Raw genomic sequence first — 25217 nt, forward strand, 5'->3', positions numbered from 1 at the left:
TGTTGACTCAGCCGGCAGCACGCCCGTGCTTAACGCACTGCGGCTACTCCGCGGCCGTTGCCGCTCCGGCGCCGTCCGCCTGTGGTCCGCCGGCTTCTTCGGCGCCCGGATCGCCGCCGCTTTGCGGGAGCACGCCGAGCTTCCGCGCCGCTTTGTCCAGCTCGGCAAGCACCGCTTCGTCGCGTTCGCTGCGCTGCGCCCGCAGCACGGCGTCCAGCGCCGCCCCGCCCCCGATCTTGCCGAGCGACCAGGCCGCCGTGGCCCGAAGCTCCGGACGCGGATCGTCCTTGAGCAGGGAAGCGAGCACCGGAACGGCCGACCGGTCCTTGAAATTTCCCAGCGCGAGCACCGCATTGCGCTGAATGGGCTTGCGCCCTCTCCAGGCCGCCGAGCTTCTTCCGAAGCGCTCCTTGAATTCCCGGTTGCCCATGGTGAGCAGCGGAATCAGCAGGGGCTTCACGACCTCGTGATCCGGCTGGAGATCCTCGTGGTGCGTCCAGTTCTTGCCCTTGTTCACCGGGCAGACGATCTGGCACGTATCGCATCCGTAAAGCCGGTTGCCGATCTTCTCCTTGAACTCGTCCGGAATCGTTCCCTTCGTCTGCGTCACGAAGGAGATGCACCGGCTGGAGTTCAGCTGGCCGGGCCCGACAAGCGCTCCCGTCGGGCAGGCGTCGATGCAGATCCGGCATTCCCCGCACTGGTCCATAATAGGAGTATCGGCGGGGAAAGGAAGATTTGTAAGCAATTCGCCGAGGTAGATCCAGGAACCCCACTCGGGAGTAATAACGGCGCAGTTTTTGCCGACCCAGCCGATTCCCGCGCGCTCGGCCACGGCGCGGTCCACGAGAGCGCCGGTGTCGACCATGTCCATAAACCGGACCCCTTCGACGCGCTCTTTCAGAAACGCGCCCAGGCGCTTCAGGCGCTCCCGCAGGACCAGGTGGTAATCGTCCCCCCAGGCGGCCCGAGCGAGCATGCCACGGTAAGCTCCCGCCTCCGAGCGGGGCGGGTTGACCAGCTTGGAGGGATAGGCGACCGCGATAGCGATGATGGATTTGACCCCTTCGAAGCTGCGGTCCGGGTTAACGCGCTTCTCGATATCCGGTTCTTCGAATCCGGATTCGTAGCCCTTCTCGCGGTGCTGAAGAAGAATATCCTTCAAATCGTGAAAAGGCTCCGCCGAAGCGAATCCGATTTTATCGATTCCGAGCGAGGGCGCCGCCTGGATGATTTCCTGCTTAAGCAGGAGCAGCTCCCTTTCGGAAGCATCCGCAAGTGTTATCCGCATGCTCTATCCCTCCTTCCGTATCATCTAAGTTGAGTTGAAGCTGCCAGACGGACCTGCCGACGGCAGCGTATCTGCAGCCTGTATTTCTGCGCGTGTGCCCTTTAAGTATCTGAAGCTTCTATGGCTTGTTCATGGCCCGAAACTCTCCCTAGAGACTTTCCAGAGCGTCTGAAGGCCATAATATCCATTCTGCCCGTCCGACCAGCGAACTAACGGCTACCGGACCGAAACTCCGGCTGTCCAGGCTCGCTCCGCTGCGCCGGTTATCGCCCATGACGAAGCAGTAACCGGTTCCTACGGTAAAAGGACCGTAATCGCCGTCCCCGATCCTTGCGTCCGTATACGGCTCCTTCAGCTCTTCCCCGTTTACGAAAACCCTGCCGTCCGTAATTTCAAGCCGGTCACCGGCCGCAGCCACGATCCTTTTGACCAGATAGGGGCGGGTCTTCTCCATGCCCGTCCCATCCGGTTCTTTCAGGACTACGACGTCTCCCCGGCTGAAACTTCCGGTCCAAGAAGCCGTTTTATTCACAAAAAGCCGCTGCCCTTCATGCAGGGTCGGCTCCATCGATATTCCGCGGACGGCGGAAATGTTGAATCCGTACCGCTGAATAACGGCAGCAGCCAGTATAATCACAACGAAAGTCCCCAGCCTGCTCCAGTTTCTTTTCCCGGAACTACGGCCGCTTCCCTGCACTCCGCCCGTCTCCGCTGCGGGTATGGAAGAAGACCGGGGTTCCCGCCCGGAATCCGTCACTTTACGCCTCCGTTTCCCTGTCCTTCCACAGCTGATAGTACCTGCGGACGTTTTCGTCCCCGAACGGGGCGTCCTCTTTGCCGATCCGCTTCAGCAGGGAGTCCAGCCCCGCCTGCACTTTCGACTCGACCAGCGGAGGATACCGGTACAGCGCCTTATGCTGCTCGTACTCCTCCCGGTCCACGACATGAACGTCGCCTCCGGCCATCCGGATCACATCCAGATCGTAGTCGATGTAGGTGATGACGTTGCCCGCCCGGTAAAACGGAGAGGCTACGTTGCAGTAGTAGCGCACGCCCCCCTCTTCGAGAAGAGCGACGATATTGTACCATTCCCCCGGTATAAAAAAAGAGACGCCCGGAATCCGACTTGTCCATTCCTTCCCGTCCGCTTCCCGGATTTTCGTCTGGTTGTTGATAAACACGTTCATGTTTTCTCTCCGGTGTTCGGGATGGAGCTCGTGCTGGGGCACTTTCCAGTTCTCCAGCCACATCCGGTGCAGGTGACCGTCGTGCTTAAAGCTCTTAATGACAAAATGCTCGAAAGATTCCATTGAAATTGCCCCTCTATATAAACCGTCTCATCCGGCTAATGCAGCTTATGCTCATGAATTCATGGTTATTGTCGGTTATTTTAAATTCGATCAGGTTGAAAACGATTGAAACGGAATTGCCGATACCCGCGTAGAAAAACTAAACGCAGCGACTAAAAAAGCTCCCTACGGAGCCCGTTCTTCCCGGCAAAAAAGAAGTGGTTACAATAAAAGCATACCTTCCTCCCGGGAGCGGAGCCTGTCCGCCAGCGACAAAAAGATATGCCTTCATTATACTATAATTGACCCCTACATGCTTGCTTTCTTTACAATGCTGAGCCGGTTTGCCGTTCTCGTAAAATCGGAGTGGTTGTATCCCGCCGACTCGTAAACAGGCAGCACCAATTCATTGTGATGATCGACTGTGACAAGAATGCGTTTAACCTTACGCTGCATGAAACGCTGCTTCATTCCTTCAATCAAAGCCTTGCCGATTCCCTTGCGGCGATGCCCGGGTGCAACTGCCAGACGGTAATAGTACCCTTTGTTATCATCAATGGTCCCGATTACCATACCAACCAGCTCATCCTGCTCTTCCGCAACCAACACTAATTCGCCGTCCCACGACAACTGCTTGGCAAACGCCTGCATCGTTTCCTTGTAACAAGGATCGCTGAGCGCTTCCTGCAGCAGACCGGAGATCGAGCTGTAATCAGACAATCGAAAAGAACGAACACGCATGAGGTCCACTCCCACAATATCAATTTTTCGGTGTAAAAATAATTTTACGACAAAAATCGGCGAAAATCCTCCCTTTTTTTCAAAAAACACCGGCTTTTCTTAATAATTCTCTTGAAAGCGCTTAATAGGAAGCGTTTACATACGTTTTTGTGCTTTTTTTCGCCTAAAAAGTCCTTCTTCTTCCAGTCGTTTCATAGGACCTCAAACCTGGAAGGGCCCATTTCGGTCGCCTTCTTCTTTCAACCTTTCGGAAGGCTATTTGCTGCGCGCACAAAAAAACCGCCGGGATTTTCCGGCGGTTCATTCGCTTCATTCCATCAGCGGAATTGTCTGTTCGATTGTCGATCGTTCATTTTGTCCGAAACCAATTAGGGCCGTAAACTTTTAAACGTTCGAATGTTCGGCTGCGGGAAAGAAATTAGGCAGATAAGCACGGTTCTGCTCCAGCATTTCATCCAGCATCTTCTCGGCCGTGTTGACCGAGGAAATGAGCGGATGATGGGCAAGCGCCTGGAGGGCGATACTTCTGTCTCCCGTAATGGCAGCCTCGATCGCGAGGATTTCGTACGTTTTCACCGCATGGATCAGGCCTTTGACGGCCTCGGGCACGCGGGTCACCGAAAGCGGGATCGGTCCCTGCCGGGTCACGACACAGTTCACCTCGATGCTGGACTCGTTCGGAAGGAAATCCAGAATGCCGTCGTTGCGGACGTTCAAGGTCTGAATATCCCTTGTGTCGTTGTAAAGGGAGCACATCAGGTTAACCGCCGCTTCGGAATAGTAGGCTCCGCCGCGCTTCTCCAACTGTTTCGGCTTCTCCGCCAGATCCGGGTCCTTATAGAGCTCGAAAAGCTCGTCTTCGACCCGCTTGACGACCTCGGCGCGCGTGCCGTCCTTCTTCGACGCCTCGATCTGTTCCTCCAGCATTTCATCCTTCAGGTAGAAATACTTGAGATAGTAGGATGGCACCGCGCCCAAACCGCGGATAAAGCTTGCGTTCCATTCCATTTGGGGCACGTTTTTGGCGGAATATCCGCTGCCGCTGCCGACGAGCTCCTCCAGCTTCGATTCCCCGTTCACGGTAATCTGTGTGATCCAGTGAAGGTGATTGAGACCGACGAACTCGGTATAAATGCTCGACGCCGGAACGTCGTATTCTTTCATCAGCCATTTGTGCATGCCGATCGGAGCGTTGCAGAGGCCGATCGATTTGATGGAGCTGTGCTTGGAGATAGCCTCCGTCACCATGCCTGCCGGATTCGTAAAGTTGAGCAGCCAAGCGTCTGGGCACAGTTCTTCCATGTCGCGGCAGATATCGAGCAGAACCGGTATCGTCCGGAACGCCTTCATCATGCCTCCCGGTCCGGTCGTTTCCTGACCGATGACGCCGTATTTCAGCGGGATGGACTCGTCCCAGGCGCGGGCTTCGAGCATGCCGACACGCATTTGCGTGGAGACGAAGTCTGCGCCCGGCAGAGCTTCCCGGCGGTCCAGCGTCAGATGAACCTGGATCGGCAGGCCGGATTTCTCGACCATGCGCTTCGCCAGGCTGCCGACGATGTTCAGCTTCCATTCCCCCTGCGGGATATCGACCAGCCAAATTTCGCGAATCGGCAGCTTGTCGTAATTCAGAATAAATCCTTCCACGATTTCCGGTGTATAAGAGGAACCTCCACCGATGACGACGATTTTTAAGCTTTTGTCCATCTCTCTCACTCCCCCGATTTGGTTTACATCTTTAACTGTTTCAGTTTCTCGCTGACTTCCTCGCTGACCGTCAAGCCGCCGCGTTCCATCGCAAGCAGCACGGAACCCACTACAGGCTCGGCGTCCAGCCGGCGGATCGTGCTTGCCGGAGCCGCTTTCTTCGCCGCGTCTACGATATACTTCTCGACGTAGTCGCCGTTTCCGCGCATCAGCACGCTGCCGGCGAGCACGACGTCGAACTCTTCCTCGGCCATGCCGAGCTTATTCACGATCGCTTTGACCGAGAGGCCGATTTCCTCGCCCTGCTCCTTCAAAATATCGCGGGCAACCCCATCCCCCTGACCCGCGGCCGTGAAGAGCAGCTTCGCGAGCTCCAGCGGAACGGATTTGTTATGGTCGAGAAAATCGTGGAACATGTCCCTGACCGTTTCGTAGCCGAGCTGCTCCAGGACAAGTCCCGTCAGCAGGGTCTGCTCTCCCCGTCCGTCCCAGGCGCGGACGACCGAGCGGAACGCTTCGACGGCAAGGCCGCCCCCGCCGCCGAAGTCGCCGAACGTGTACGTGAAGCCACCGCACTGGTAGGCTTCGCCCTGCCGGTTCATGCCCGAGCAGTTCACGCCGCTGCCGCAGATGGCGACGACGCCGTAAGGCTTCGTGGTGCCCGCCCGCATGGCGACGATGGTATCGCAGGCGAGATCCCAGTTCGCGAAGCCGATCGGCTCCAGAAGCTTCCGCAGGATGCGGAAGTCGATCTCGCGGTCCGCCCCCGCCAGACCGAAGTAAGCGAAAGCGATATCGGCTTTCGTCAGGCCCGCCTCGCGGAGCGCCTCGTCCACGGCGCCCCCGATGCTCGCGGCCGCCCGGTCGTGATGAATTTGATGATTCCCCATGCCGCTTCTGCCGGTGCCGACCACCCGGCCGGTTTCATCGGCGATAACCGCGTAGGTTTTGCTGCCTCCCGCATCCATTCCCAAGTAATAGTTCACAGTTCTCCATCTCCCGTTTCATGCAATTATTCTTCTATTTCACAGCTCCTGTTTTTATCTATCTACTTCGAGTGTTCCGCTCTCCGGAGACGCCGTGGATTCGCGAATGATCAATTTCGGCTCCAGCTTCACCGAAACATTCCGTTTCTGCGTGCCGTTCACGATCTTCAGCAGCAGCTTCACCGCTTCCTGTGCCATCCCCTCGGACGGCTGACGGACGGTCGTCAGCCGGGGATGAATCGCCGACGAGAAGGCTTGGTCATCGTAACCGATGACGGAAAGATCGCGCGGCACATGAAGTCCCGCGTCGCGGAAAGCCTCGATTACGCCCAGCGCGATGAAATCGTCGGCGGCGAATACGGCCGTCGGCCTCTCGCCCTCCGCCAGCCAGCTCTTGGCGATGTCGAAGCCGCTTCGGATATCGAAATCCGAATCCACCAAAAGAAACGGGGAATGCCCGGCTTCCGCCATGGCATCGATATAGCCCCGTTTCCGCTCCCTGGCGCTCCGGTAGAGTTCGGGACCCGCGATATGCGCGATTTTGGTGTGCCCGAGACTCAGCAGGTGACGAGTCGCCTCCAAACCGCCCATATAGTTATCGACGTTAACGACCGAGGCGCTCATGTCCTCCTGCTGGTTATCCACCAGCACAAATGGGATCTTTTTCCTTTTCAACTCCAGGACATCGTTTTCCTCCTTTAGAGGGGAAAGAACGATAATTCCGTCCACCCTGTCTTCCTGATACAGAAAGTTGCTGCCTTCGCCCCAGTCGGAATCGCTCGTGTCCGGTCCGATGGATAGGGCCAGGAAATAGCCGTGTTCCTTCAGCGCATCGTTCACGCACTTGACGATTCCGTCGAACAGGGAATCCTGCAAAGTCGTAAGCGTAAGACCGATCACGCCCGTCTTCCCTCTGGCCAGGCTCCTTGCGGCCGAATTGGGCCTGTAATCGAGCTCCTTGATGGCCTGGCGCACTTTCTGCCGGTTGTTTTCCCTCACCGTAGGCGAGTCGTTCAGAACGCGGGAGACGGTGACCACCGATACTCCCGCTCTTTTTGCAACGTCAAATATGCTTATTTTCATCCAATCGAACTCCCAACGTCGGAATCCCACCATGCAGCGGGGCTGGTCAAGAGTCCGACTGTGTTATTTTTTCTGCCTTTTCGCCAAAACGTCGTTGATGTGCTTCTCAAGATCCGGCATGACTTCGTCGACCGATTTTTTGCCGTTCTCGATCGGCTCCATTTCGTTCTTGATGATCGTGTTAAGCTCCGCGTAGCCCGGGATCATGTGGTTCCAGGACTCTACACCGTACTTCAGACCGCCTTCGTACACGTTCTTGAGATCTTTCGGATCGATATTCTCGAAGTAGCTGAAATACTTCTCGCCTGCTAGCGAATTCGCCGGCGGCGTGCCTCCGCTGAGCTCGACCGCTTTCTCCTGCGTTTCTTTGGAAAGCTGGAATTTAATCCACTCCAGCGCTTCCTTCGGATGCTTGGAGTCTTTGAGGATGAACAGGGGATCGACGAACAGCACGTCTCTCGCTTTCTCGTTCTTCCCGGCCGGTACGGCGGCTACGCCGACTTTAAAGCCGAAATCGTTGGAGCCGGCGAGAAGCCAGGCGCCGCCGACGGACATCGCCACTTTGCCTGCGGCGAACGGATCTCCGCCTTCGCCCGCGACAGCTTTGGTCGTAACGGGATCGATCATGCTTTTGTCTTTGTGCATCATATCGAACAGCGTCCGGTAAGCTTCCTTTACCTCAGGCGAATTGAACTTGGAAACCTCCGGGTTGCCCCCGTTCTTCGTAAACGTTTCTTCCGGATACGCGCTGGCTCCGAAATAAAGCGGTCTCATATCTCTTTCGGACCAGCCCCAATCGATACCGTACTGGGTATCGTTCAGGTTTTTGGATATTTTGGTCAGCTTCTTGGCGTATTCCTGCATCTTCTCGAATGTCCACGATTTGTCTTCATAATCGGACGGAGGGTACGGAATTCCTGCCTTGTCAAACATATCCTTATTATATACGAGAACAGATACGTAACTATAGACAGGAATTCCATAAGTTTTGCCATTGACTTTGTAGATATCCATCAAATGATCCGAAAGTCCGTAGTCGGAAGGCTTGAAGTTGTCTTCTTTCAGTAGATCCGTTATGTCGCGGACCAAGCCTTTGTTGTAATATTCCGCGAAGCCTGCATCTCCCCAGTGGGAAGTTACGTCCGGCGAATTGCCTGCGGCTACCATGCTCTGCAGCTTCGACTCGAACTGTTCGTAAGGAGCTTTTACCACCTTGACCTTTATATTGGGGAACTTCTTCTCGAATTCCGGAATGAGCTGCTCCACGTAGGCTTTATCCGGCGCATCCTGGGTGTAATGGGTGATCGTTACGGTTTCTCCCGACTTGCCGGAATCGCCCGTTCCCTCGGTCTTCTTGTCTCCCCCGGAACAGCCCGCCAGCGTTACCGACGCCGCCAATACCGCCGCGAGCGTCATATGATACGGTTTTCTAGTCATCCACATTTCAGGTAGACCTCCTTATAGTTTCCCTCTCTTATTTCACACCCGTCAGCACGATGCTTTGTACGAAATAGCGCTGCGCGACGGAAAATAAAACCAGAATCGGTACCAGCGCCAGCAGAGATGCGGCCATAACGACGTTCCAGGAAGGAGGGCGCGTGGTCGAAGACACCATGCCGGCCATGCCGATCGGCAGAGTAAACTTCTCGGTCGAGTTCAGATAGAGCACCTGCCCGAGCAGGTCGTTCCAGCTCCAGATGAAGGAGAAGATGGCGACGGTCGCCAAGGCCGGGCCCGACAGCGGAAGCGCGATGCTCCACCATTGGCGGAGTTCCGAGCAGCCGTCGACTTTGGCCGCTTCGAAAAGCTCGTTGCTCAGCGAGGTATAAAACTGCCTGAGCAGGAATATAAAATAGGCGGAGCCCAGAAAAGCCGGAACGATCAGCGGCAGGAACGTATCGATCCAGCCGAGTTCCTTGAACAAGATGAACTGCGGGATCATGACGGCCGGATAAGGCAGCATCATCGTGGCCAGCAGAAAAGCGAAAAGGGCGTCCTTGCCCTTCGCCCGGTACCGCGAAAAGCCGTAAGCGACCAGTGCGGAGGAAAGCACCGTGCCGATCACCGTCATAATGCCGATGAGCAGGCTGTTCTGATACCAGGTGAGAAAATCGAGCTCGAACAATTTTTTGAAGTTTTCCGTTACGAATTTATCCGGTAGGATCGTCGGGGGGAATTTCAGCGATTCCGCCCGCGTTTTGAAAGCCGTGGACAGCATGTGAACCGACGGCAGAATCATCAGGACCGACAGGACGATCAGCATTGCGAAGACGAACCAGTCGAACCACGTCCTGCGTCCCGCCTTCAGCTTCGAAGGTTTATAGGCCCGACCGGGCTGTGTATGCAGCGTGCCGCTCAAACTCCGTCTCCCCCTTCGTAATGAACGAATCGTTTAGAACCTTTCATAATAAGCAGGGCAAGAACCATGACGACGATCAGCAGCAGCCAGGCCATCGCAGAAGCATAGCCCATTTTGAAGTTCTTAAAGGCGTTCTGATACAGATAGTACACATAGAACATCGTCGAATAGTTCGGGCCGCCCTTGGTCATGATGAACGCTTGGGTAAAGACCTGAAAAGACTCGATCAGCCCCATGATCAGCTGAAAAAGGAACACGGGCGAAATCATCGGCAGCGTAATATGCCAGAACGAGCGGAGGCGCGTTACGCCGTCCAGTTCGGCCGCTTCGTACAGACTTGGCGGCACGCTTTGCAAACCGGCCAGGAAGATGACCATTCCTCCGCCTACCGTCCACAGCGACATGAGCACGAGAGCGAAGATGGCCCACTTCTCGTCGAACAGCCAAAGCGGCCCGGGAAGCCCCAGCAGGCTGAGCCCCTGATTGAGAAGCCCGCTCTGCGGATTGAAAATCCACATCCAGATCAGAGCCATGGCGACACCCGAAATCATGCTCGGGAAATACATGACCGTCCGGAAAAAACCTTTGAACGGGATTTTCTGATTGAGCAGGAGCGCAAACAGAAGCGAAAGCCCGAGCTGGATCGGAACGCTCAGCAGCGTATAACGCACGGTAGCCCAGATGGAAATCCAGAAGATATCATCGTGGAACAAATCGACGTAGTTTTGAAAACCGACCCATTTCGGGGGATTTACGATGTCGTACTCGGTAAAACTGTAATAAGCCGATGATACGATGGGATACAGGGCAAACAGAACAGCTCCGATCAGCCAGGGTGAAATGAAGATGTAAAACCAGAGCGTTTGGTGCCTTGCCGTTTTGGTTTTCATGGCATCCTTCCTTTCGAAAGTTAAAACGCTTTAATTTTAGTCCGAAAATAAAAGACATGATTTCCATGTAAACCGATTCGGATTTCTGGATTTTATGCCCATTTTTCAGCCTAAAACCTCGCAAACCATTTCAAATTCCTCTTCTGTTATTCGTGTCAGCTTGTTCTCGAAAATTAAAAGGGTTTAACTTTTATAGATTTAAGATAAACGCTTTCATGCCGGGTGTCAATCCCTTATTTGCTTTCGCGAGCAAAAAGATACAGCGCTTACAAATCCTATTTTAAGGAAAACGTTGTCCTTTCCGGTTCTTCTATCCCTAACCCCCGTCTTCTTCCCATCTTCCCGCCGCCTCCTTGCAGAAAATTTCTGATAATAACTCTGCTTTCCGGCCATTCTTATAGATGGAGGTGAAAAAAAATGGCACAGCAGGAAAGACGGCATCTGCACGAACTGAGTTCACTGGACGCTTCCGCCTGGGATGAAGAGGAATTATCCTATCACCATTCCGTAATGAGCGAGCTGTCTCCCTGGCTCAACGCACAGGGTACGGCTATACATGCGCAGGTCATCCGGGAGATCGAAAAAAGGCGGGAAAATACGGTCTAACCGACTTAAGATACATAAATGTTGATTTACTATCAAAAATCATCTTATAATAAACAGGTAAGTGTTAACATATTGCTTAGGAGGTATTTAAATCATGGCACATCAACTACCGGCTCTACCTTACCCGAATAACGCACTGGAACCGCACATCGACGCAACAACGATGGAAATTCACCACGACCGTCATCACAACACATACGTAACGAACCTGAACGCGGCACTTGAAGGTCATGCCGACCTTCAAAACAAATCCCTGGAAGACCTGATCAGCGATCTGAACAGCATTCCGGAAGCGATCCGCACTGCAGTACGCAACAACGGCGGCGGACATGCCAACCACTCCCTCTTCTGGGAAACCATCGCTCCTAACGCCGGCGGTCAGCCTACCGGCGCTTTGGCTCAAGCTATCGACAGCGAGCTGGGCGGTTTCGATAAATTCAAAGAAGATTTCGCCAAAGCGGCTACTACCCGTTTCGGCAGCGGCTGGGCATGGCTTGCGCTGGGCAAAGACGGCCAGCTGAAAGTATACAGCCTGCCTAACCAGGACAGCCCGCTCTTCGAAGGCGACACTCCGCTTCTCGGACTGGATGTATGGGAGCACGCTTACTACCTGAAATACCAAAACAAACGCCCGGACTACATCTCCGCTTTCTGGAACGTTGTTAACTGGGATGCCGTTAACAAGCGTTACGAAGCCGCAAAGAAATAATTCCGGTATACGCAAGACGCCCTCCTCAGGCGATAAGCCTGGGAGGGCGTCTTTTTTTATATTCGGCTGTATGTGTCTACGGGAATGTGTCTATAAGAATGTGTCTATGGAATTGTGTTTATAAGGCGCAAGGGCTGTCTGCCGTTTCCGGTGCGGTGCGCGCTCCTCGTGCTCTGCGCCGCTCGGGAGCGGGACATACGGTGCAAGGAAGAACCGCCTGCCGGCGAGCATGATCTTACCGAACAGATCCGGCAGCGAACGGGGACGCCTAGCTAACGACCTATGAGCCGAGGGAGCCGCGAAGGAACGGTTTAGAGCCGTTGTTCCGCTTTACGTCCCGGTGATGCGCATTTAGACGGCAGCAGCCGGAAAGGCCGGGTCTACTTCCCCGCCCATCCCCCCTGCTCCTCGGCGTACATCTTCAAGACGCGCAGAAACACGTTCGGGAACGCGTAGCGCTCCAGCTCCTCCGGCGACATCCAGCGGTAGCGGTAAGGCAGCTGCCCCGCGGGAGCGCCTCCCTGGCCGCCGAGCCGGCACCGGTACACCTTCATGTCCCAGTAGAGATGGCTGAAGGTGTGGTTCGTATCGGCGATCCAGCCCTGCGGGAGCACGTCCACGTGCTCCTCCTCGGCCAGCGCGACGCGCAGCTCCTCCATGCTGTGCGCGTCGCCCGGCCAGGCTGCGGGAGCCTCGCTCCCCGCAGCGGCTTTGCCGCGGCGGCCCCGCTTCGCCGGCGCTTCCGTCCCGGCGGCCCCGAGGGAGCCGGGCGACTGTGCCTCCGCCGGCCTGTCCGCGCCGGCGGCAGCTGCTGCGGCTTCATCCGCCGCAGCAAGAAGCAGTCCCGGCCCATCCGTCGGGCCGGGAGGTTCCGCTGCCGCGAGAGAGCCGTGGGCGCCGCCGGAGGCGGTCGCCCGCAGCTCTACGTGCGGCAGCTCCCACATGCGGGCGAGGAGGCCCTCCTGGGGCCGCTGGCGGATAAGAATCCGCCCGGCGTTCTCGCCCTCGCCCTCGATCAGGGCCACAAGCCGCCGTTCCGGCTTGGGCGGCTTGGCCTTGCTCTTCACCGGCAGGGTCTCTTCCCTGCCGGCAAGCCGGCCCGAGCAGTGGTCCATGACCGGGCAGGTCAGGCACTGCGGCGAGCGCGGGGTGCAGACCATGGCGCCGAGTTCCATCAGCGCCTGGTTGAAGTCCCCCGCGGAGCCTTCGGGGATGAGATCGCGGGCCAGCCGCTCCATCCCCACTCTTGCGGCGGGCTTCGCGATATCGTCCTCGATGAGGAAATAGCGCGAAAGCACCCGCATGACGTTGCCGTCGACGGCGGGCTCCGGCTTGTTGTACGCGATGCTGAGAATCGCGCCCGACGTATACGGGCCTACCCCTCTGAGGGAGGAGATGTCCTCTTTCGTATCCGGCACGATGCCCCCATAGCGCTCGTGCACCTCGCGTACGGCCTGCTGGAGGTTTCTCGCGCGGGAATAGTAGCCAAGGCCTTCCCACGCTTTCAGAACCTCATCCTCCGGGGCTTCGGCCAGCGCCTCTACCGTCGGAAACAAATCTACGAACCGGTGGAAGTACGGAATCACCGTATCCACTCTCGTCTGCTGGAGCATAACTTCCGAAATCCAGATATAATACGGGTTGCGGCTGCGTCTCCAAGGGAGATCGCGGCGATGTATCAAATACCACGCCAACAAATTGGCGGAGAAAAATTGTTTTTGTTCCGTCGGGTATTCCGCCGGCGGTGTTTTATCCGTTTTGGATGCCGACTTCGTTTTCTTCGGCTTTTCCGGAACTTGTCCTTCTTCAGCCGCTATCGGCTCCTTGCGTTCCTGCTGCCGTTCAAGCTCTGCCACCTGGATTCCCTCTCCTCTCCGGGGCTCACACGTTTTGAACACCCACAACCTTTTATTATAAAGCAAATGAGGAGAGGATGGAACTGCCTGGCCTTTGCTTGTTTTTGCGGGCTGAATTGGGTATTCTTGTCGTATTCGGACTTTTTCGGATGATTGGATTCGGGAACGGAGGTTGTACAAAATGAAAGAAGCCCGAACGGCACCCGGCAGACCAGCCGTGATCCCTCCCGGCTTTCGCTGGCTCGCTCCTTATTTGGCTGTATGGGGCATTCAGGGAGTCGTCGCGGCAGCGGTCGATTTCTTTCAGGAATGGGTCGATTTAGACTGGCTCGCGCAGGGAGTATTCGCAGCCGCCGTGCTTGCCAGCATCGTGATTTGGGTAAAACTGCGCCGTAAAACCGGCGCCGCACGCGAAAGCTCCATCACTATGGTTATGCTCGCCTTTCCCGCCGTTATGCTGATCGGCGCCGTAGCCGTGCTCGAATATGTACAAGCGGTCGGCCCTTATTTCGTCGCGCTGCTGAGGGCGTTCCTGCTCTCGGTCGTATTCGTTCTGCTCGGAGCGGCCGCCGACCGCCGTCTCTTCTGGCTCGGCCTGTGGCTCTTCGCGCTTACGATCGTGATGGCCCTCTGGTATTTGGGCTACTCCGGCGTTATTTTGCAGGGAATGAGCGGGCTCAGCCTGCTCGTCTGCGCCTGGTCCCTGACAAGGCCGCTCGCGCCTGCAAAGGGATAGCCGCCGGTGGTACCGGACAAGCTATCCGCTTGGCACACGGGCCTTATACAGGCGCTCCACGCACACCTGCGGCCTTTGGCGCCGCGCCGTCAAGACAGCTTCCGGTAACGGGCTGTCTTTTTTTTGCGCCGCGCTGCCCGTGACGCGCTGGAAAGCTTCATTTATATGACAACTCGCTTGCGGCCTTCCCTGCGACTTTATATATCCGCAGCCTTACGTACACGCCTTTATAGGCGCCGAACCGATCCCAACCTTTTGTCGACTAAGGCCGCTCGACAACCGCGTAGGCCGCCGCCATCGCATCCGTATGCGTGATGCTCAAATGAATGACAACGTCCTGTCCGAGGCCCAGACGCTGCCTCGCCCCCTCGGATAAGAAACAATGGGGCTTGCCCGATTCGTCCGGAAGAACGCTGACGTCATGAAATCCCGCCTGGCGGCCGATTCCGCACCCAAGCGCCTTCACTACAGCCTCTTTCGCGGCAAAACGCCCTGCCGTAAACTCCGCCAGCCTGCCTCTTTTTCGGGCTGCAAGCTGCTGTTCTTCTTCCGTTAAAATCCTCCGCATGAACCGATCTCCGCTCTCTTCCCGGAGAAGCCCCGCTACACGGGCGATGTCAACCATGTCCATTCCAACCCCGATAATCATTTGTACCCCTCCGTTACCCATCGTTTTTCCGGTTCGTTCACCTTGCCTGATTGTGGCACGGCCATTCCGCAAGGTCAAGCCGGGGCGTCTTCTTCCCTATGCGAAGATGAGAAAGCCGGTCAAAACAACCGGAATTGCTGTCCGGCCGGCATCATGCTTAACCATCGCCATGTGACGCCGAGCACCGCACGCTGGGAGCTTCGCGCGGTATAGAAGGGGTTCGCCCCGCCGCTGCTTTCCGGACTCGCAGGGGGTCCGCATTGGCTTCGCTTGTGTTGATCTCCGCCGTACCTTGTTCCGCTCTGCTAAAAAAGTAACGTAATCACTCCCTTCCGTTCCTTGGTGAAACACGTGCATAAGCAAAAGAAGCGGAAGAGCTCCGCTCTTCCGCTTCTTTATCTCTTTTTACGAAAAAAAGAGTACGTCTCCGAAATACACCGGCCGGGCAGGCTCTGCCCGAGTCCGGATTTAGATGCCGGGAATGCGGCCGCGCTTATGTCTCGTTTTCATATAATGCTTCTCGAGTTTTTCCGCGGCGGTCGGATCGATCGCTTTGCCTTCCAGATAGTCGCTGTTGTCCTCGTAGCTGACTCCAAGCTCCTTCTCGTCCGTCTGTCCTTCCCACAGTCCGGCAGTCGGAACTTTATGCAGCACACTGTCCGGAACGCCCAGTTCGGCCGCCAGAGCGCGTACCTGGCGTTTGTTGAGGGAGCTGAGAGGAGTGATATCGACCGCACCGTCGCCCCACTTCGTAAAGAAGCCTGTAATCGCCTCGGAAGCATGATCCGTACCGACGACGAGCAGGTTCATTTCGAAAGCGATGGCATACTGCACGACCATCCGTGTTCTCGCCTTCACATTGCCCTTGCCTTCTTTACTCATATGGCGGGAGTCGCCCGCATTTTTCAGACCGAACTCGACTTCGAGCGCGATCTCGTTCACCGCTTCTTCGATATTGGTTTCCATGCGGTATTTAAGATTAAACGCTTCTGCCGTCGCGTAGCTGTCGTGAATATCCTCTTGAGTCCCGTACGGCTGGAAAACGCCGACTGTCTTATACTCTTTGCCGCTTTCTTCCGTCATCTCGTCCGTCGCTATTTTGCACAGACCGGCGGCTACCGCGCTGTCGATGCCCCCGCTGATAGCGATCAGCAGCCCCGATACGCCCGCCGTTTTTACATACTGCTTCAGAAAATCCACACGTTTACGGATTTCTTCCTGAACGTCGATCTGCGGTTTGACGCCAAGCTCTTCGATTATCTCCTGCTGCAAGCCCATTAAAAAAATCCTCCTTCTCCACACCTAAGGTTTGAACTTATCTTACCACAAAGAAAACCGCCCCAACCACCAAAAGGATGGCCAGAACGGTTTTTCATGTCAGGTTACCTCACTTCAAAAATCCCTGGCGGCTTAGCTGCCCGTTACCACAATGTTCGTCGGCTGGGCTTTGACAAGTCCCGCGCCTCCGAAAGTAACGGTTGCTCCAGGCTGAAGCGTGTTGTTCCAGCCTGCGCCTTTGATCACGAAGTGGTTATTGGCGGAGCTGACGATGGACGCATCCCAGACGGAGGTGATGCTGCCCGTGTAATCGAATTCCAGCTTCCAGTTCGTGATCGGGGTCGTTCCCGTGTTTTTGATGGAGAAGCTGAAGTTGTAGCCGGTTCCCCAATCGCTCGTTACGGTGAAGGTCGGCTGAACCGGAGAGCCCGGGTTCGTCGCTGGGTCCGTCGTAACGGTTACGGAAGCCGGTGCGGATACGTTGCCCGCCGCATCTTTGGCTTTAACCGTGAACGTATAGGCTGTGTTCGGCGTAAGATCGGTCACGTTGAGGCTTGTCGCCGTAGTGGAGACGGTTTTCGTGCCGTAAGTGACGTCATAGCCCGTAACGCCTACGTTATCCGTCGCTGCTGTCCAGCTAAGAGCTGCGCTGGTCGATGTTTTACCGGTGGAGACGAGGTTCGTGACCGCTGTCGGAGCCTGCGTATCCGGGGTTGTCGTTCCGCCGTCCGTCGTTACGTTTACGGAAGCCGGGGCGGATACGTTGCCTGCCGCATCTTTCGCTTTTACGATGAACGTATACGCGGTATTGGCCGTCAGGCCCGTGATGTTGGCGGCGGTTCCCGTCACATTGACTTTCGTCGTGCCGTAGGACACTTCGTAACCGGCTACGCCCACGTTATCCGTCGCGGCCGTCCAGCTCAAGGCTACGCTGGTCGACGTTTTGCCGGTAGAGATCAGATTCGTGACCGCTGTCGGTGCCTGAGTATCCGGAGTTGCCGGAGTCTGAAGGTCGGCGGCTACTTTATCGAGCAGCTTGACGGTGCAGGAGAATTTCGGGCTGGTGCGGCAGTCGGAGCTGGTTTCCCAGAACATCGCGCCGGCCAGGCCCTTGCTTTTGATATAAGCCGTTTTGGCGGCAATGGATTGCGTGTCTTCATAGGAGATGAACGTGCCGCTCGTCGGGTTGAACAGATACGGCGTTTTGGTCGTGTCGTTCCAGTAGCGGGTGAAGCCGTTCTTGTTTACGTAGTTGGCCATGAGATCGCCGTAATCGAACGTGCCGCTGTTGCCGGACGCCCAGTCGTCCCATGTGCCGGTCGGCAGAACGTTGCCGTCCCAGCCCCCTACGCAGGTCTGATACTGGCCGTCATTGTTCGGTCCGGGAGGGCAGCCCTTCCAGCCCTTGCCGTAGAAAGGAAGACCGAGCACCAGCTTGTCGGCCGGAACGCCCGACTGGAAGTAAATATCGATCGCGTCGCTCGTGTTGAACTTCTTGATGTCGCCCGTGGACGGATCGTTCGGGTCCGGGTAAAGCGCCGCGTTATGGTTGGTCGACTTTTCCCAGCCGCCATGGAAATCGTACGTCATGATGTTGATCCAGTCGACGGTTTTGGCGATCTCGGAAAGCTCCGTATTGTTCGCATACTTCTGGCTGGCGCCGGACGCGATGGTCAAGAGGTATTTCTTGCCGTCCGCCGATCCTGCTGCGTCCAGTTTCTCGCGGACTTTTTTGAGCAGAAGCGTGTAGTTCTGCTTATCCGCAGGGCTGTAGGTGTTGCCGGACAGGCCGCCCGCTACCGGGTACTCCCAGTCCAGATCCACGCCGTCAAAGCCGTATGTGCGGATAAACTCGACAGCGGAATTGGCGAAAGTTTCGCGCGTTGCCGCGCTCGCGGCCGTTTCAGAGAAACGGTTCGACCAGGTCCAGCCGCCCACGGAGATAAGCGTTTTGAGCGACGGGTTCTTTTTCTTGAGGTCGCGCAGACCCGCAAAGTTGCCGCAAAGCGCCTTCTGGTCGCACTCCTCGTACGAGTAGCCGGCGTACGGCGTATTTACGTCCGCCCACGGCTCTCCAAGCACGATCGTTCCGTTCGGAACGGATTTAGACTGAAGGGGCACGTGAGAATCCGTACAAGACCAAGTCTGCTTGTTAGGGCTGTCGGCCGAATTGTTTCCGTGCACCCCGCCCCAGCAGATGTCCGCAAAGGCATAATTCAAATGAGTCATTTTGGAGCCGTCGATATCTTTAACTTGATAATTGCGGCCGTAAATTCCCCAGGAAGTAAAATACCCGACGATTTTGGCCGGTTCGGCCGCCGAGACCCTGCCCGCGCCCGTGTTGAACAGAGGGAGCAGTGCCAGCAGGAGCGCAAAGAAGCTCAGCCAGGTCATTTTTATTTTTTTGTTGCTTTTCATTCATTTCCCTTCTTTCTCGTAAAAGTGGACAATCTTTTCGAACTTTTAGAAAACGCTTTCAAAAAACCTCCTTTTGATTGCTGCGTCCTGCCGCTTTGTAATCAGCGTCATGCCGCCGTCTGTACTTGCGCCGCTCATCCCGATTTTTATCCGCTCCATCACCTCCTCCGGGCCGCATGAAGAAATCATGCCCGCCTCCGGATTCAGCTGTTCATTTTACACTCACGTCCACGGACGCTTCCGATCCCGGAAAAAAATTTACAGCCCGGCTTAAAGCCTTGCCTCTCTTTTTCTCCATTTTGGAAACGCTCTCTTTATATTAAAACTTTACTCAATTCGTCCCGGGCGGGATATAGTCCGATGTGCCCAACGTGTTAGGGCGAAATGACTAATTTAAGCCGTACGCCGCCGAGGCCGTTCCGCAAACAAGAAAAAAGCCCCCGCTTCCGTCAAAAGACGGCCGCAGGAGCTTGTTCTATTCGGAACGGACCGGCTAAACGGCCGCGTTCTTATTTGCAGTACTTTTCGAAGGCATCCGTCAGATCGCCGGCTATCATGTCGGCGGAACGGTCTTCGATTTGGTGGCGCTGGATAAAGTGCACCAGCTGGCCGTCTTTAAACAGCGCGATCGAAGGCGACGAAGGCGGATAAGGCGCCAGATATTCGCGGGCTTTAGCCGTCGCTTCTTTCTCCTGACCGGCAAAAACGGTGTACAGGTGATCCGGCTTCACTTCGTTCTGCAGCGCTTTGGCAACGCCAGGACGGCATTGGCCCGCCGCACAGCCGCAAACGGAGTTGATAACGAGCAGCAGCGTTCCTTCCGAATTTTCCAGCGTTTCCGCTGCCTGCTCGGGCGTCAGAAGTTCTTTCACGCCGATGCGGGTCAGATCCTCACGCATTGGTTGTACCATGTCTCTCATATATGAGTCAAAAGACATCACCATAATCGGTTCACTCCCCTGTGATCAATGTCATGGACATTTTCTTTTCCATTCCATTATACAATCGCGGGAAAAGAAAGCAAAGGGGCTGGATAAGATCCATCGCGTCCGCAAGGCCCTGAATACCGCTACGTCGCGGGAAAATTCGGTCCGTTCAATTTTTTATCGACGCCGCCGGATTCGGACGGGGTGCTTTTGCGGTGTTTGTTTTCTTTTTCGTGAATATCCTGCTCTTTGGAGTTGTTGGATTTAGCCATTCGGGGTTCATCTCCTTTCTTTTTCCGTAGTATGCGCTCCGCGTTCGCCTGCAATTCGCCTACTCACCCGTACGGTGCCGCGTCGTCTGATCGGTCAACCAACCGGAAACGGACAGAAAAAAAAGCCCCCGGAGTCCGATCTCCGAAGGCAAGAACAGGTATAGCTGTACAAGAGGTTCCGCTTATCGCGGGTAAGAACCGGCCGGAGGCGGCGGAATTCCTGCTCTGAATTCCGGTGCCCGCCGGTCAGTCATAAAGCTGCGTGCTTCAGGCGATTACTTCTCGGCTTTCGTTCCGCCGATTTTGTTCTTCAGCTGCTGGAGCTGCTCGTCGACTTTGGCCTGCTTGGCGGAGTCAGACGGGTTGTAGCTGGATGCGCTGCTGTAGCCGGATGCCGGTACGTAAGGCTTGCGGGCAATGTCCGCTTCCACTTCCAACTGAATGATTTTCTCCTCGATGCGCTGGAAGCCTCTGGAGGCATTGCCGCTTTCGATCACGCCGTTGTAGCTCACCTGAGCCATTTGCTTTTTCGCTTTGGCCAGCTGTGTGCGGGCCACAAGCTCGTTGCGCTTGTTGCGCAGCTTGTAATACTCGTCTTTCATTTCGTGAAGCTGTTGGGTCAGTTCAGACGCTTGACCTTTGGAAGCTTCGTGAAGATCGGTATACTCGGCGATTTTCTCGTCGTGGTACAATTTTTCCTCAAGCGCTTGGCGGGCCGCTTGCTCCTCGCCGTCTTTCAGCGCGGCCGACGCTCTGCCTTCACGGTCGGCGGACAGGCGTACGCTTTCTTCCAGGCGCTGTTTCAGCTTGCGCTCGTTGGCGATTTGCTTCGCCACGGTCACTTCCGCTTTCGCGATTTCTTCTTCCATGTCGCGGATATACTGGTTGAGCATAACGATCGGATCTTCGACTTTATCCAATACCTCGTGAATAGACGCCTTTGTCATATCTTTAATTCTCGAAAAAACTCCCATGTTTATACATCTCCTTTGGAATCGTTATTGGTTGGTTTTTGGTGCTTTTCCAGGCGGTCGAGTTTGCCGCGAAGCTCCTCGATTTCGCGCTGCATCGCTTTTTTCTCGATATCTTTCATCATTTCATCAATATTATCGGCCTTAGGCGCTCCGAAAGAGGAACCCGCGGCGGACTGCTGTCTGCCGTTTCTGGCTTCTTTGCCGTTCCAGCCGTTGTAGGCCTGGTTGCCGCCGTAAGAGCCGCCGTAGTTATTGTTGCCGTTGCCGTAAGGACCGTAGGAGTCTCCGCCGTACGGGCCCGGTCCGTAAGGACCGCGCGGTGGGTCGAAGCCCGGTTCCTTCGGAACGATAAAGCTGGCGATGAAGTAAAGCAGGATCAGCGAACCGCTGGTGATGAACACCGCGACGACTGTGAGCAGCCGCAGCAGGGTTGCATCGACGTTCAACACTTCCGCAAGTCCGCCGCAAAGTCCCGTTACTTTCTTGTCGGTGCGCGAGCGGTATAGTTTTCTCATGTATTATGACTCCTCCCGGTTAATCTTGCGGCGCAGCGCCTCAAGCTCCTTCTCTAAAGCCGGATTCGAGTTCTCCGAGCCGCCCTCCCGGGTTGTACGGCGCAGATCGCGTAGGACGTGTGCCTGCATCTCCATATCGGATACGTGCTCTTCCATCCGGTAAAACATGCGGGGCGACGAGGAACCGTCTCCGTAACCCAGGCGTGAGTTCAGCCGCTGCTGCAGTCTGGCCGACTCCATACGGGCCATGTAGTAGCCCCGCTTGTCGAGCACTTCCTGGTAATCGGCACGCATGGCTTGAAGCTCTTCTTCCAGCTCGGCGGCCGACTGTCCCGCCTGCTCGTAGAGGCCGCGGTACTGGTCGCTGCGCTCTTCGGCCTGAAGCTTCTCGTGAAGGATGAGGCGGGCCATGTTCTCTTCGCCCGCTTTCAGGGCGAGTGCGGCCTGCTGCTCGCGTTTCTCTTTCGTTTCCAGTGCACTTAAGTATTGTTGTCTCAGCGAGGAGGCATGTGCCGAACACTGCTGAAGCAACCGCTCGCTTTGCATGAGCTGTTCTCTCTTGGCCGAGAGATATTGGTCGATCAGGCGGATGGGATCCTCGCTTTCCTCCAGCCGCTCGTTCAGCGTTGCTACCGTTATATCACGAATTCGTTTCAGAATGCTCATTGTTTTTACCACCTTCTTTTATCAGCGTCTTGGCCTTATGAATTGGATGTGCCTTTCAGCATCGATACACCGAACGCGATCAGGGCGACAGCGATCAGGATAATGAACAATGTCGTCATTTTGCCTAGAAGGGCGAAGATCCCGAGGAGGGCGATTACCCAGCCCAGCTTGCTGCCTCTCTGAATCCCGAAGTAGCCGACCACGACCATTCCGATCGGAATCAGGTAACTCATAATCGGTCCCAGGTGAATGCCCAGTTTGCCGAGAATCAGCCAGGCTCCGAATGCGATCAGCACGATCGCGAGGCCCATGTTAGGATTGCGTTTCATCTTTTTGCGTCACCGCCTTTCGTTGTCGTTGTCTTATGTCTTTATTCTAGACGACAGCGGCATTCGCCAAAACGGACTCGCGGCGGTTTTTGGTCCTGGACCTAAGTCGGGGCCGATATCAGACCTCAGGATAACCGGCTACGGCCCGGGACTTACGCATAGAAAACAGGCGGCGAGGAACACTAACCCAAATGATCCTGACGATGGAAACGGAGGGAGTGTGCCGTGAAACATTTTCAGCGTGCCGCCGTGGTTTTTCTGGCCTGCTGCACAGCTGTCTGCCTGCCGCCTCTGGGCCGGCAGACGGTCCCCGAGGCAACAGCCCTGCTTGCCGCAGCGGCCCCGCAGCAGCCCGGGCAGCAGGCCGGACCCGGAGCGGACGGCGGACGGCCGTCTTCTCCGGAAGAGACGTCCCGGGCACTGCTGACGTTTTCCGTGCTGAGCGACATTCATATCGAGGCGCACGATAAACTGTCGCAGGATCTCCTGCGGGCGGCCTTACTGGATCATGCCGCTCTTGCGCCGGAAAGCGGCATGATGGTGCTTAACGGCGACTTGACCGACGGCAATCCGGCGGATTACAACGCGCTGGCGGCGGTGCTGAACGCCATGCCCCATCCGCCCCTTCATGCGACGATGGGCAACCACGAGTATTACCGGATGTGGCGCACGCCGTTCGGCTCTATCGATACGTCGAGGCTTAATCCGTTCTGGAGCACACGGCAGGCGATCGGACTGTTCACGGACTGCTTCGGCTACGAGAAGCCGTACCATGCGGCGGAAATGGCCGGGTACACGTTCATCTTCCTCAGCGGAGAAGGTTACCGGGACGTCGTTAAAGATACCCTGGAAGACGCATACCTGTCAGTGGAGCAGATGAACTGGCTCGGCGGCCGCTTGTCCGAGGCCTCCCGGACGCATCCGGGCAGGCCGGTCTTCGTTTTCCTGCACCAGCCCCTTGTCCATACGCTGAAAGGCTCCGGGCGGGAGCGGGGCGTAACGGACTATAAGGCGTTCCGCCACGTATTGGCGGACTATCCGCAAGCCGTTCTTTTCTCCGGCCATTCCCATTACGACTGGAGTCTGGGCGGCCAGGCGGCCCGTACCGGCTTTCTCTCCGTAGGCTCTTCCTCGGTACGGAAAGTGCTTGATTTTGAAGAAAAGCCGGTACATCCTCCGAAGAGCGAGAGTCTTCTTGTCCAGGTATACCCGGACAAGCTGGTCATCCGGGTCCGGGAGCATTACAGCCGGTCGTGGATCGGTTCCTACGTTCACAAGCTGAACCTTTCCTGAACACGCGGCCGGTTCCTGTTCCGACCCTTACCTTATATACGCTGCCGTCTAATCCTGAGCTGCATTTTAAGCGGCCCTATATAATAAGAAAAGAGAGAAAGCTGGACGGTCTTTTCGTTTCCTGGCTCGTCGCGGAAGCTGCCGCGGTTCGCCCCTTTCCTGATCGCCCGCCGGTCCCTTCCAATTTTGCCTCCATACACCCTTCGAAGGCTCGGCCCCTATCGGTTTGAAAAGCGGACGATCCGTGATATGATCGAATAAAATTCGAAGGTTCAGGGAGTTTACACTACATGATTTACGATGTCATCATAATCGGCGGCGGATCGGCGGGACTTATGGCCGGCGTTGCCGCAAGCGCGGACGGAGCCAATGTGCTTCTGCTGGACAAAGGCGACAAATTGGGCCGGAAGCTCGGAATTTCGGGCGGCGGACGGTGCAACGTCACGAACAATAAGGAAATGGACGAGCTGATCCGGCACATTCCCGGCAACGGCCGTTTTTTATACAGTGCCTTCTCGCATTTCAACAACCAGGATATTATCGCTTTCTTTGAAAATCTCGGCATCCGGCTGAAAGAGGAAGACAACGGGCGCATGTTCCCCGTCTCCGATAAAGCCAAAACCGTCGTAGATACGCTGATCCGCCAAGTGCGCAGCCAAGGCGTGTCCATCCGGACCAACTGCTCCGTAGACCGCGTGCTTTACGAGGACGGGCGGACAACCGGGGTGCGGCTGCAAACCGGGGAGACGCTGCGCGGCAAATGCGTGATCGTTGCCTCCGGCGGCAAGTCCGTGCCTCACACGGGTTCGACGGGCGACGGATACGCTTGGGCCAAGGCAGCCGGACATACCATTACCGAGCTTTTTCCCACGGAAGTGCCTCTTACTTCGGCCGAGCCTTTTATCAAAAGCCGGGAACTGCAGGGCTTGTCGCTGCGCAATGCGGCGCTGACGGTATGGAACGCCAAGGGCAAGAAGCTGATTACCCATCAAGGCGATATGATTTTTACGCATTTCGGGATATCGGGCCCCATCTCGCTGCGCTGCAGCCAGTTCGTCGTCAAGGAGCTCCGCAAGTCGCAGAAGGACAGCGTCGAGCTGACCATCGACCTGTTTCCCGACCAGAGTACGGAGGAAGTGTACGAGCAGACGCTGGCACTCGCCGCGGCCGAACCGAAACGGGCGATCAAGAACGTGCTAAAGGGCGCCGTCTCCGAGCGGCTCGTTCCCCTGCTGCTCCGTAAAGCCGAGCTGGACGAGGCGCTCACCCACGCCAACCTGCCCAAGCAGAACTGGATGGAGCTGAGCAAGCTTCTGAAAGCTTTCCCCCTTCGCGTTAACGGAACTTTGTCGATCGAGGAAGCCTTCGTCACCGGCGGAGGCGTGAACTTGAAAGAAATCGATCCCAAAACGATGGAATCCAAGCTGACGGAGGGCCTGTTTTTTTGCGGCGAGGTTCTCGATATTCACGGGTATACGGGCGGCTACAACATTACGGCGGCTTTCGCCACGGGGTATACGGCCGGCAAGCATGCGGCCATGCGGGCGGAGGAAGCGAGAGTTTAGAGGTACGAAGACGGATGTGTAAAAAGAGAACGAGAAAAACCAGCTCTCCTTCGGAAGGGCCGGTTTTTTGTCGTTCCTC

At 56.2% G+C, this 25217-nt stretch carries 25 protein-coding genes; 5 read left to right on the top strand and 20 right to left on the bottom strand.

Annotated elements, in window-relative coordinates:
• Positions 1-43 precede the first annotated feature (43 nt).
• From queG to AC58P5_RS20780, 10 genes are all read right to left on the bottom strand, one after another.
• Positions 44-1291 carry a tRNA epoxyqueuosine(34) reductase QueG gene (gene queG / locus AC58P5_RS20735; protein WP_497389920.1) on the bottom strand — a complete coding sequence of 416 codons (1248 nt, stop codon included), beginning with the start codon at positions 1289-1291 and terminating at the stop codon, positions 44-46.
• A gap of 148 nt (positions 1292-1439) precedes the next feature.
• A complete protein-coding gene (gene lepB / locus AC58P5_RS20740; RefSeq protein ID WP_497389922.1) occupies positions 1440-2048 on the bottom strand; it encodes a signal peptidase I in 609 nt (202 codons plus the stop codon).
• Between the two features lies 1 nt (position 2049).
• Positions 2050-2601, bottom strand: coding sequence for a DUF402 domain-containing protein (locus AC58P5_RS20745; RefSeq protein ID WP_497389924.1), 552 nt, complete (start codon positions 2599-2601; stop codon positions 2050-2052).
• A 288-nt stretch (positions 2602-2889) separates the two neighbouring features.
• A complete protein-coding gene (locus AC58P5_RS20750) occupies positions 2890-3321 on the bottom strand; it encodes a GNAT family N-acetyltransferase (RefSeq protein WP_016423621.1) in 432 nt (143 codons plus the stop codon).
• A gap of 384 nt (positions 3322-3705) precedes the next feature.
• A complete protein-coding gene (locus AC58P5_RS20755; RefSeq protein WP_497389926.1) occupies positions 3706-5028 on the bottom strand; it encodes a 6-phospho-beta-glucosidase in 1323 nt (440 codons plus the stop codon).
• Positions 5029-5051: 23 nt separating this feature from the next.
• On the bottom strand, positions 5052-6014 hold the full coding sequence (locus AC58P5_RS20760; protein ID WP_497389928.1) for an N-acetylglucosamine kinase: 963 nt from the start codon (positions 6012-6014) through the stop codon (positions 5052-5054).
• Positions 6015-6068: 54 nt separating this feature from the next.
• A complete protein-coding gene (locus AC58P5_RS20765) occupies positions 6069-7097 on the bottom strand; it encodes a LacI family DNA-binding transcriptional regulator (protein ID WP_497389930.1) in 1029 nt (342 codons plus the stop codon).
• A gap of 63 nt (positions 7098-7160) precedes the next feature.
• On the bottom strand, positions 7161-8540 hold the full coding sequence (locus AC58P5_RS20770) for an ABC transporter substrate-binding protein (protein ID WP_497389932.1): 1380 nt from the start codon (positions 8538-8540) through the stop codon (positions 7161-7163).
• A gap of 31 nt (positions 8541-8571) precedes the next feature.
• Complete coding sequence (locus tag AC58P5_RS20775; RefSeq protein WP_497389934.1) at positions 8572-9456, bottom strand: carbohydrate ABC transporter permease; 885 nt, start codon at positions 9454-9456, stop codon at positions 8572-8574.
• On the bottom strand, positions 9453-10346 hold the full coding sequence (locus tag AC58P5_RS20780) for a carbohydrate ABC transporter permease (protein ID WP_376129824.1): 894 nt from the start codon (positions 10344-10346) through the stop codon (positions 9453-9455). The genes AC58P5_RS20775 and AC58P5_RS20780 overlap by 4 nt, the downstream gene beginning before the upstream one ends.
• Positions 10347-10763: 417 nt before the next feature.
• On the opposite strand from AC58P5_RS20780, the gene yfhS reads away from it, so the two are divergent.
• Positions 10764-10952: a mother cell protein YfhS gene (gene yfhS, locus AC58P5_RS20785; RefSeq protein ID WP_497389936.1), complete on the top strand. Its 189-nt coding sequence runs from the start codon at positions 10764-10766 to the stop codon at positions 10950-10952.
• A gap of 94 nt (positions 10953-11046) precedes the next feature.
• The gene (locus AC58P5_RS20790; protein WP_009676925.1) at positions 11047-11661 is read left to right on the top strand and encodes a superoxide dismutase; all 615 of its coding nucleotides are present in this window, start codon (positions 11047-11049) and stop codon (positions 11659-11661) included.
• 380 nt (positions 11662-12041) lie between these two features.
• On the opposite strand, the gene mutY is transcribed toward AC58P5_RS20790, so the two are convergent.
• A complete protein-coding gene (gene mutY, locus AC58P5_RS20795) occupies positions 12042-13358 on the bottom strand; it encodes an A/G-specific adenine glycosylase (RefSeq protein ID WP_497390407.1) in 1317 nt (438 codons plus the stop codon).
• 340 nt (positions 13359-13698) lie between these two features.
• On the opposite strand from mutY, the gene AC58P5_RS20800 reads away from it, so the two are divergent.
• Positions 13699-14253, top strand: a complete 555-nt coding sequence (locus AC58P5_RS20800; protein ID WP_497389938.1) for a hypothetical protein — start codon at positions 13699-13701, stop codon at positions 14251-14253.
• Positions 14254-14515: 262 nt separating this feature from the next.
• On the opposite strand, the gene acpS is transcribed toward AC58P5_RS20800, so the two are convergent.
• The 9 genes from acpS to AC58P5_RS20845 all read right to left on the bottom strand — a co-directional run bounded on the left by acpS (position 14516) and on the right by AC58P5_RS20845 (position 22280).
• Positions 14516-14902, bottom strand: a complete 387-nt coding sequence (gene acpS / locus AC58P5_RS20805; protein ID WP_497389940.1) for a holo-ACP synthase — start codon at positions 14900-14902, stop codon at positions 14516-14518.
• Between the two features lie 468 nt (positions 14903-15370).
• Positions 15371-16180, bottom strand: a complete 810-nt coding sequence (nadE, locus tag AC58P5_RS20810; RefSeq protein WP_497389942.1) for an NAD(+) synthase — start codon at positions 16178-16180, stop codon at positions 15371-15373.
• 132 nt (positions 16181-16312) lie between these two features.
• Positions 16313-18598, bottom strand: coding sequence for a glycosyl hydrolase family 18 protein (locus tag AC58P5_RS20815; RefSeq protein WP_497389944.1), 2286 nt, complete (start codon positions 18596-18598; stop codon positions 16313-16315).
• Between the two features lie 509 nt (positions 18599-19107).
• Positions 19108-19542 (bottom strand): BrxA/BrxB family bacilliredoxin, encoded by a 435-nt coding sequence (locus AC58P5_RS20820; RefSeq protein ID WP_009676320.1) that lies wholly within the window; start codon positions 19540-19542, stop codon positions 19108-19110.
• 125 nt (positions 19543-19667) lie between these two features.
• The gene (locus AC58P5_RS20825; protein ID WP_497389946.1) at positions 19668-19796 is read right to left on the bottom strand and encodes a hypothetical protein; all 129 of its coding nucleotides are present in this window, start codon (positions 19794-19796) and stop codon (positions 19668-19670) included.
• Between the two features lie 275 nt (positions 19797-20071).
• Positions 20072-20770 carry a PspA/IM30 family protein gene (locus tag AC58P5_RS20830; RefSeq protein ID WP_497389948.1) on the bottom strand — a complete coding sequence of 233 codons (699 nt, stop codon included), beginning with the start codon at positions 20768-20770 and terminating at the stop codon, positions 20072-20074.
• 2 nt (positions 20771-20772) lie between these two features.
• Positions 20773-21285: a PspC domain-containing protein gene (locus tag AC58P5_RS20835; RefSeq protein ID WP_497389950.1), complete on the bottom strand. Its 513-nt coding sequence runs from the start codon at positions 21283-21285 to the stop codon at positions 20773-20775.
• Positions 21286-21288: 3 nt separating this feature from the next.
• On the bottom strand, positions 21289-21951 hold the full coding sequence (locus AC58P5_RS20840; protein WP_497389952.1) for a PspA/IM30 family protein: 663 nt from the start codon (positions 21949-21951) through the stop codon (positions 21289-21291).
• Between the two features lie 35 nt (positions 21952-21986).
• Complete coding sequence (locus AC58P5_RS20845; RefSeq protein WP_497389954.1) at positions 21987-22280, bottom strand: LiaF transmembrane domain-containing protein; 294 nt, start codon at positions 22278-22280, stop codon at positions 21987-21989.
• 225 nt (positions 22281-22505) lie between these two features.
• On the opposite strand from AC58P5_RS20845, the gene AC58P5_RS20850 reads away from it, so the two are divergent.
• Positions 22506-23573: a metallophosphoesterase family protein gene (locus AC58P5_RS20850; protein WP_497389956.1), complete on the top strand. Its 1068-nt coding sequence runs from the start codon at positions 22506-22508 to the stop codon at positions 23571-23573.
• Positions 23574-23863: 290 nt separating this feature from the next.
• Positions 23864-25138, top strand: a complete 1275-nt coding sequence (locus tag AC58P5_RS20855; RefSeq protein ID WP_497389958.1) for a BaiN/RdsA family NAD(P)/FAD-dependent oxidoreductase — start codon at positions 23864-23866, stop codon at positions 25136-25138.
• The last annotated feature ends 79 nt before the right edge of the window (positions 25139-25217 follow it).

Source organism: Paenibacillus sp. JT31N7 (genome assembly GCF_059692095.1).

Excerpts from the sequence above, each read along its gene's own strand:
- acpS (WP_497389940.1), bottom strand. The coding sequence starts at position 14,902 with ATGATTATCGGGGTTGGAATGGACATGGTTGACATCGCCCGTGTAGCG.
- nadE (WP_497389942.1), bottom strand. The coding sequence starts at position 16,180 with ATGGGCTTGCAGCAGGAGATAATCGAAGAGCTTGGCGTCAAACCGCAG.
- AC58P5_RS20855 (WP_497389958.1), top strand. The coding sequence starts at position 23,864 with ATGATTTACGATGTCATCATAATCGGCGGCGGATCGGCGGGACTTATG.
- AC58P5_RS20745 (WP_497389924.1), bottom strand. The coding sequence starts at position 2,601 with ATGGAATCTTTCGAGCATTTTGTCATTAAGAGCTTTAAGCACGACGGT.
- AC58P5_RS20845 (WP_497389954.1), bottom strand. The coding sequence starts at position 22,280 with ATGAAACGCAATCCTAACATGGGCCTCGCGATCGTGCTGATCGCATTC.
- AC58P5_RS20840 (WP_497389952.1), bottom strand. The coding sequence starts at position 21,951 with ATGAGCATTCTGAAACGAATTCGTGATATAACGGTAGCAACGCTGAAC.
- AC58P5_RS20780 (WP_376129824.1), bottom strand. The coding sequence starts at position 10,346 with ATGAAAACCAAAACGGCAAGGCACCAAACGCTCTGGTTTTACATCTTC.
- queG (WP_497389920.1), bottom strand. The coding sequence starts at position 1,291 with ATGCGGATAACACTTGCGGATGCTTCCGAAAGGGAGCTGCTCCTGCTT.
- AC58P5_RS20835 (WP_497389950.1), bottom strand. The coding sequence starts at position 21,285 with ATGAGAAAACTATACCGCTCGCGCACCGACAAGAAAGTAACGGGACTT.
- AC58P5_RS20790 (WP_009676925.1), top strand. The coding sequence starts at position 11,047 with ATGGCACATCAACTACCGGCTCTACCTTACCCGAATAACGCACTGGAA.
- AC58P5_RS20815 (WP_497389944.1), bottom strand. The coding sequence starts at position 18,598 with ATGAAAAGCAACAAAAAAATAAAAATGACCTGGCTGAGCTTCTTTGCG.
- AC58P5_RS20830 (WP_497389948.1), bottom strand. The coding sequence starts at position 20,770 with ATGGGAGTTTTTTCGAGAATTAAAGATATGACAAAGGCGTCTATTCAC.
- yfhS (WP_497389936.1), top strand. The coding sequence starts at position 10,764 with ATGGCACAGCAGGAAAGACGGCATCTGCACGAACTGAGTTCACTGGAC.
- AC58P5_RS20820 (WP_009676320.1), bottom strand. The coding sequence starts at position 19,542 with ATGGTGATGTCTTTTGACTCATATATGAGAGACATGGTACAACCAATG.
- AC58P5_RS20800 (WP_497389938.1), top strand. The coding sequence starts at position 13,699 with ATGAAAGAAGCCCGAACGGCACCCGGCAGACCAGCCGTGATCCCTCCC.
- AC58P5_RS20765 (WP_497389930.1), bottom strand. The coding sequence starts at position 7,097 with ATGAAAATAAGCATATTTGACGTTGCAAAAAGAGCGGGAGTATCGGTG.
- AC58P5_RS20770 (WP_497389932.1), bottom strand. The coding sequence starts at position 8,540 with ATGTGGATGACTAGAAAACCGTATCATATGACGCTCGCGGCGGTATTG.
- AC58P5_RS20750 (WP_016423621.1), bottom strand. The coding sequence starts at position 3,321 with ATGCGTGTTCGTTCTTTTCGATTGTCTGATTACAGCTCGATCTCCGGT.
- AC58P5_RS20755 (WP_497389926.1), bottom strand. The coding sequence starts at position 5,028 with ATGGACAAAAGCTTAAAAATCGTCGTCATCGGTGGAGGTTCCTCTTAT.
- AC58P5_RS20825 (WP_497389946.1), bottom strand. The coding sequence starts at position 19,796 with ATGGCTAAATCCAACAACTCCAAAGAGCAGGATATTCACGAAAAAGAA.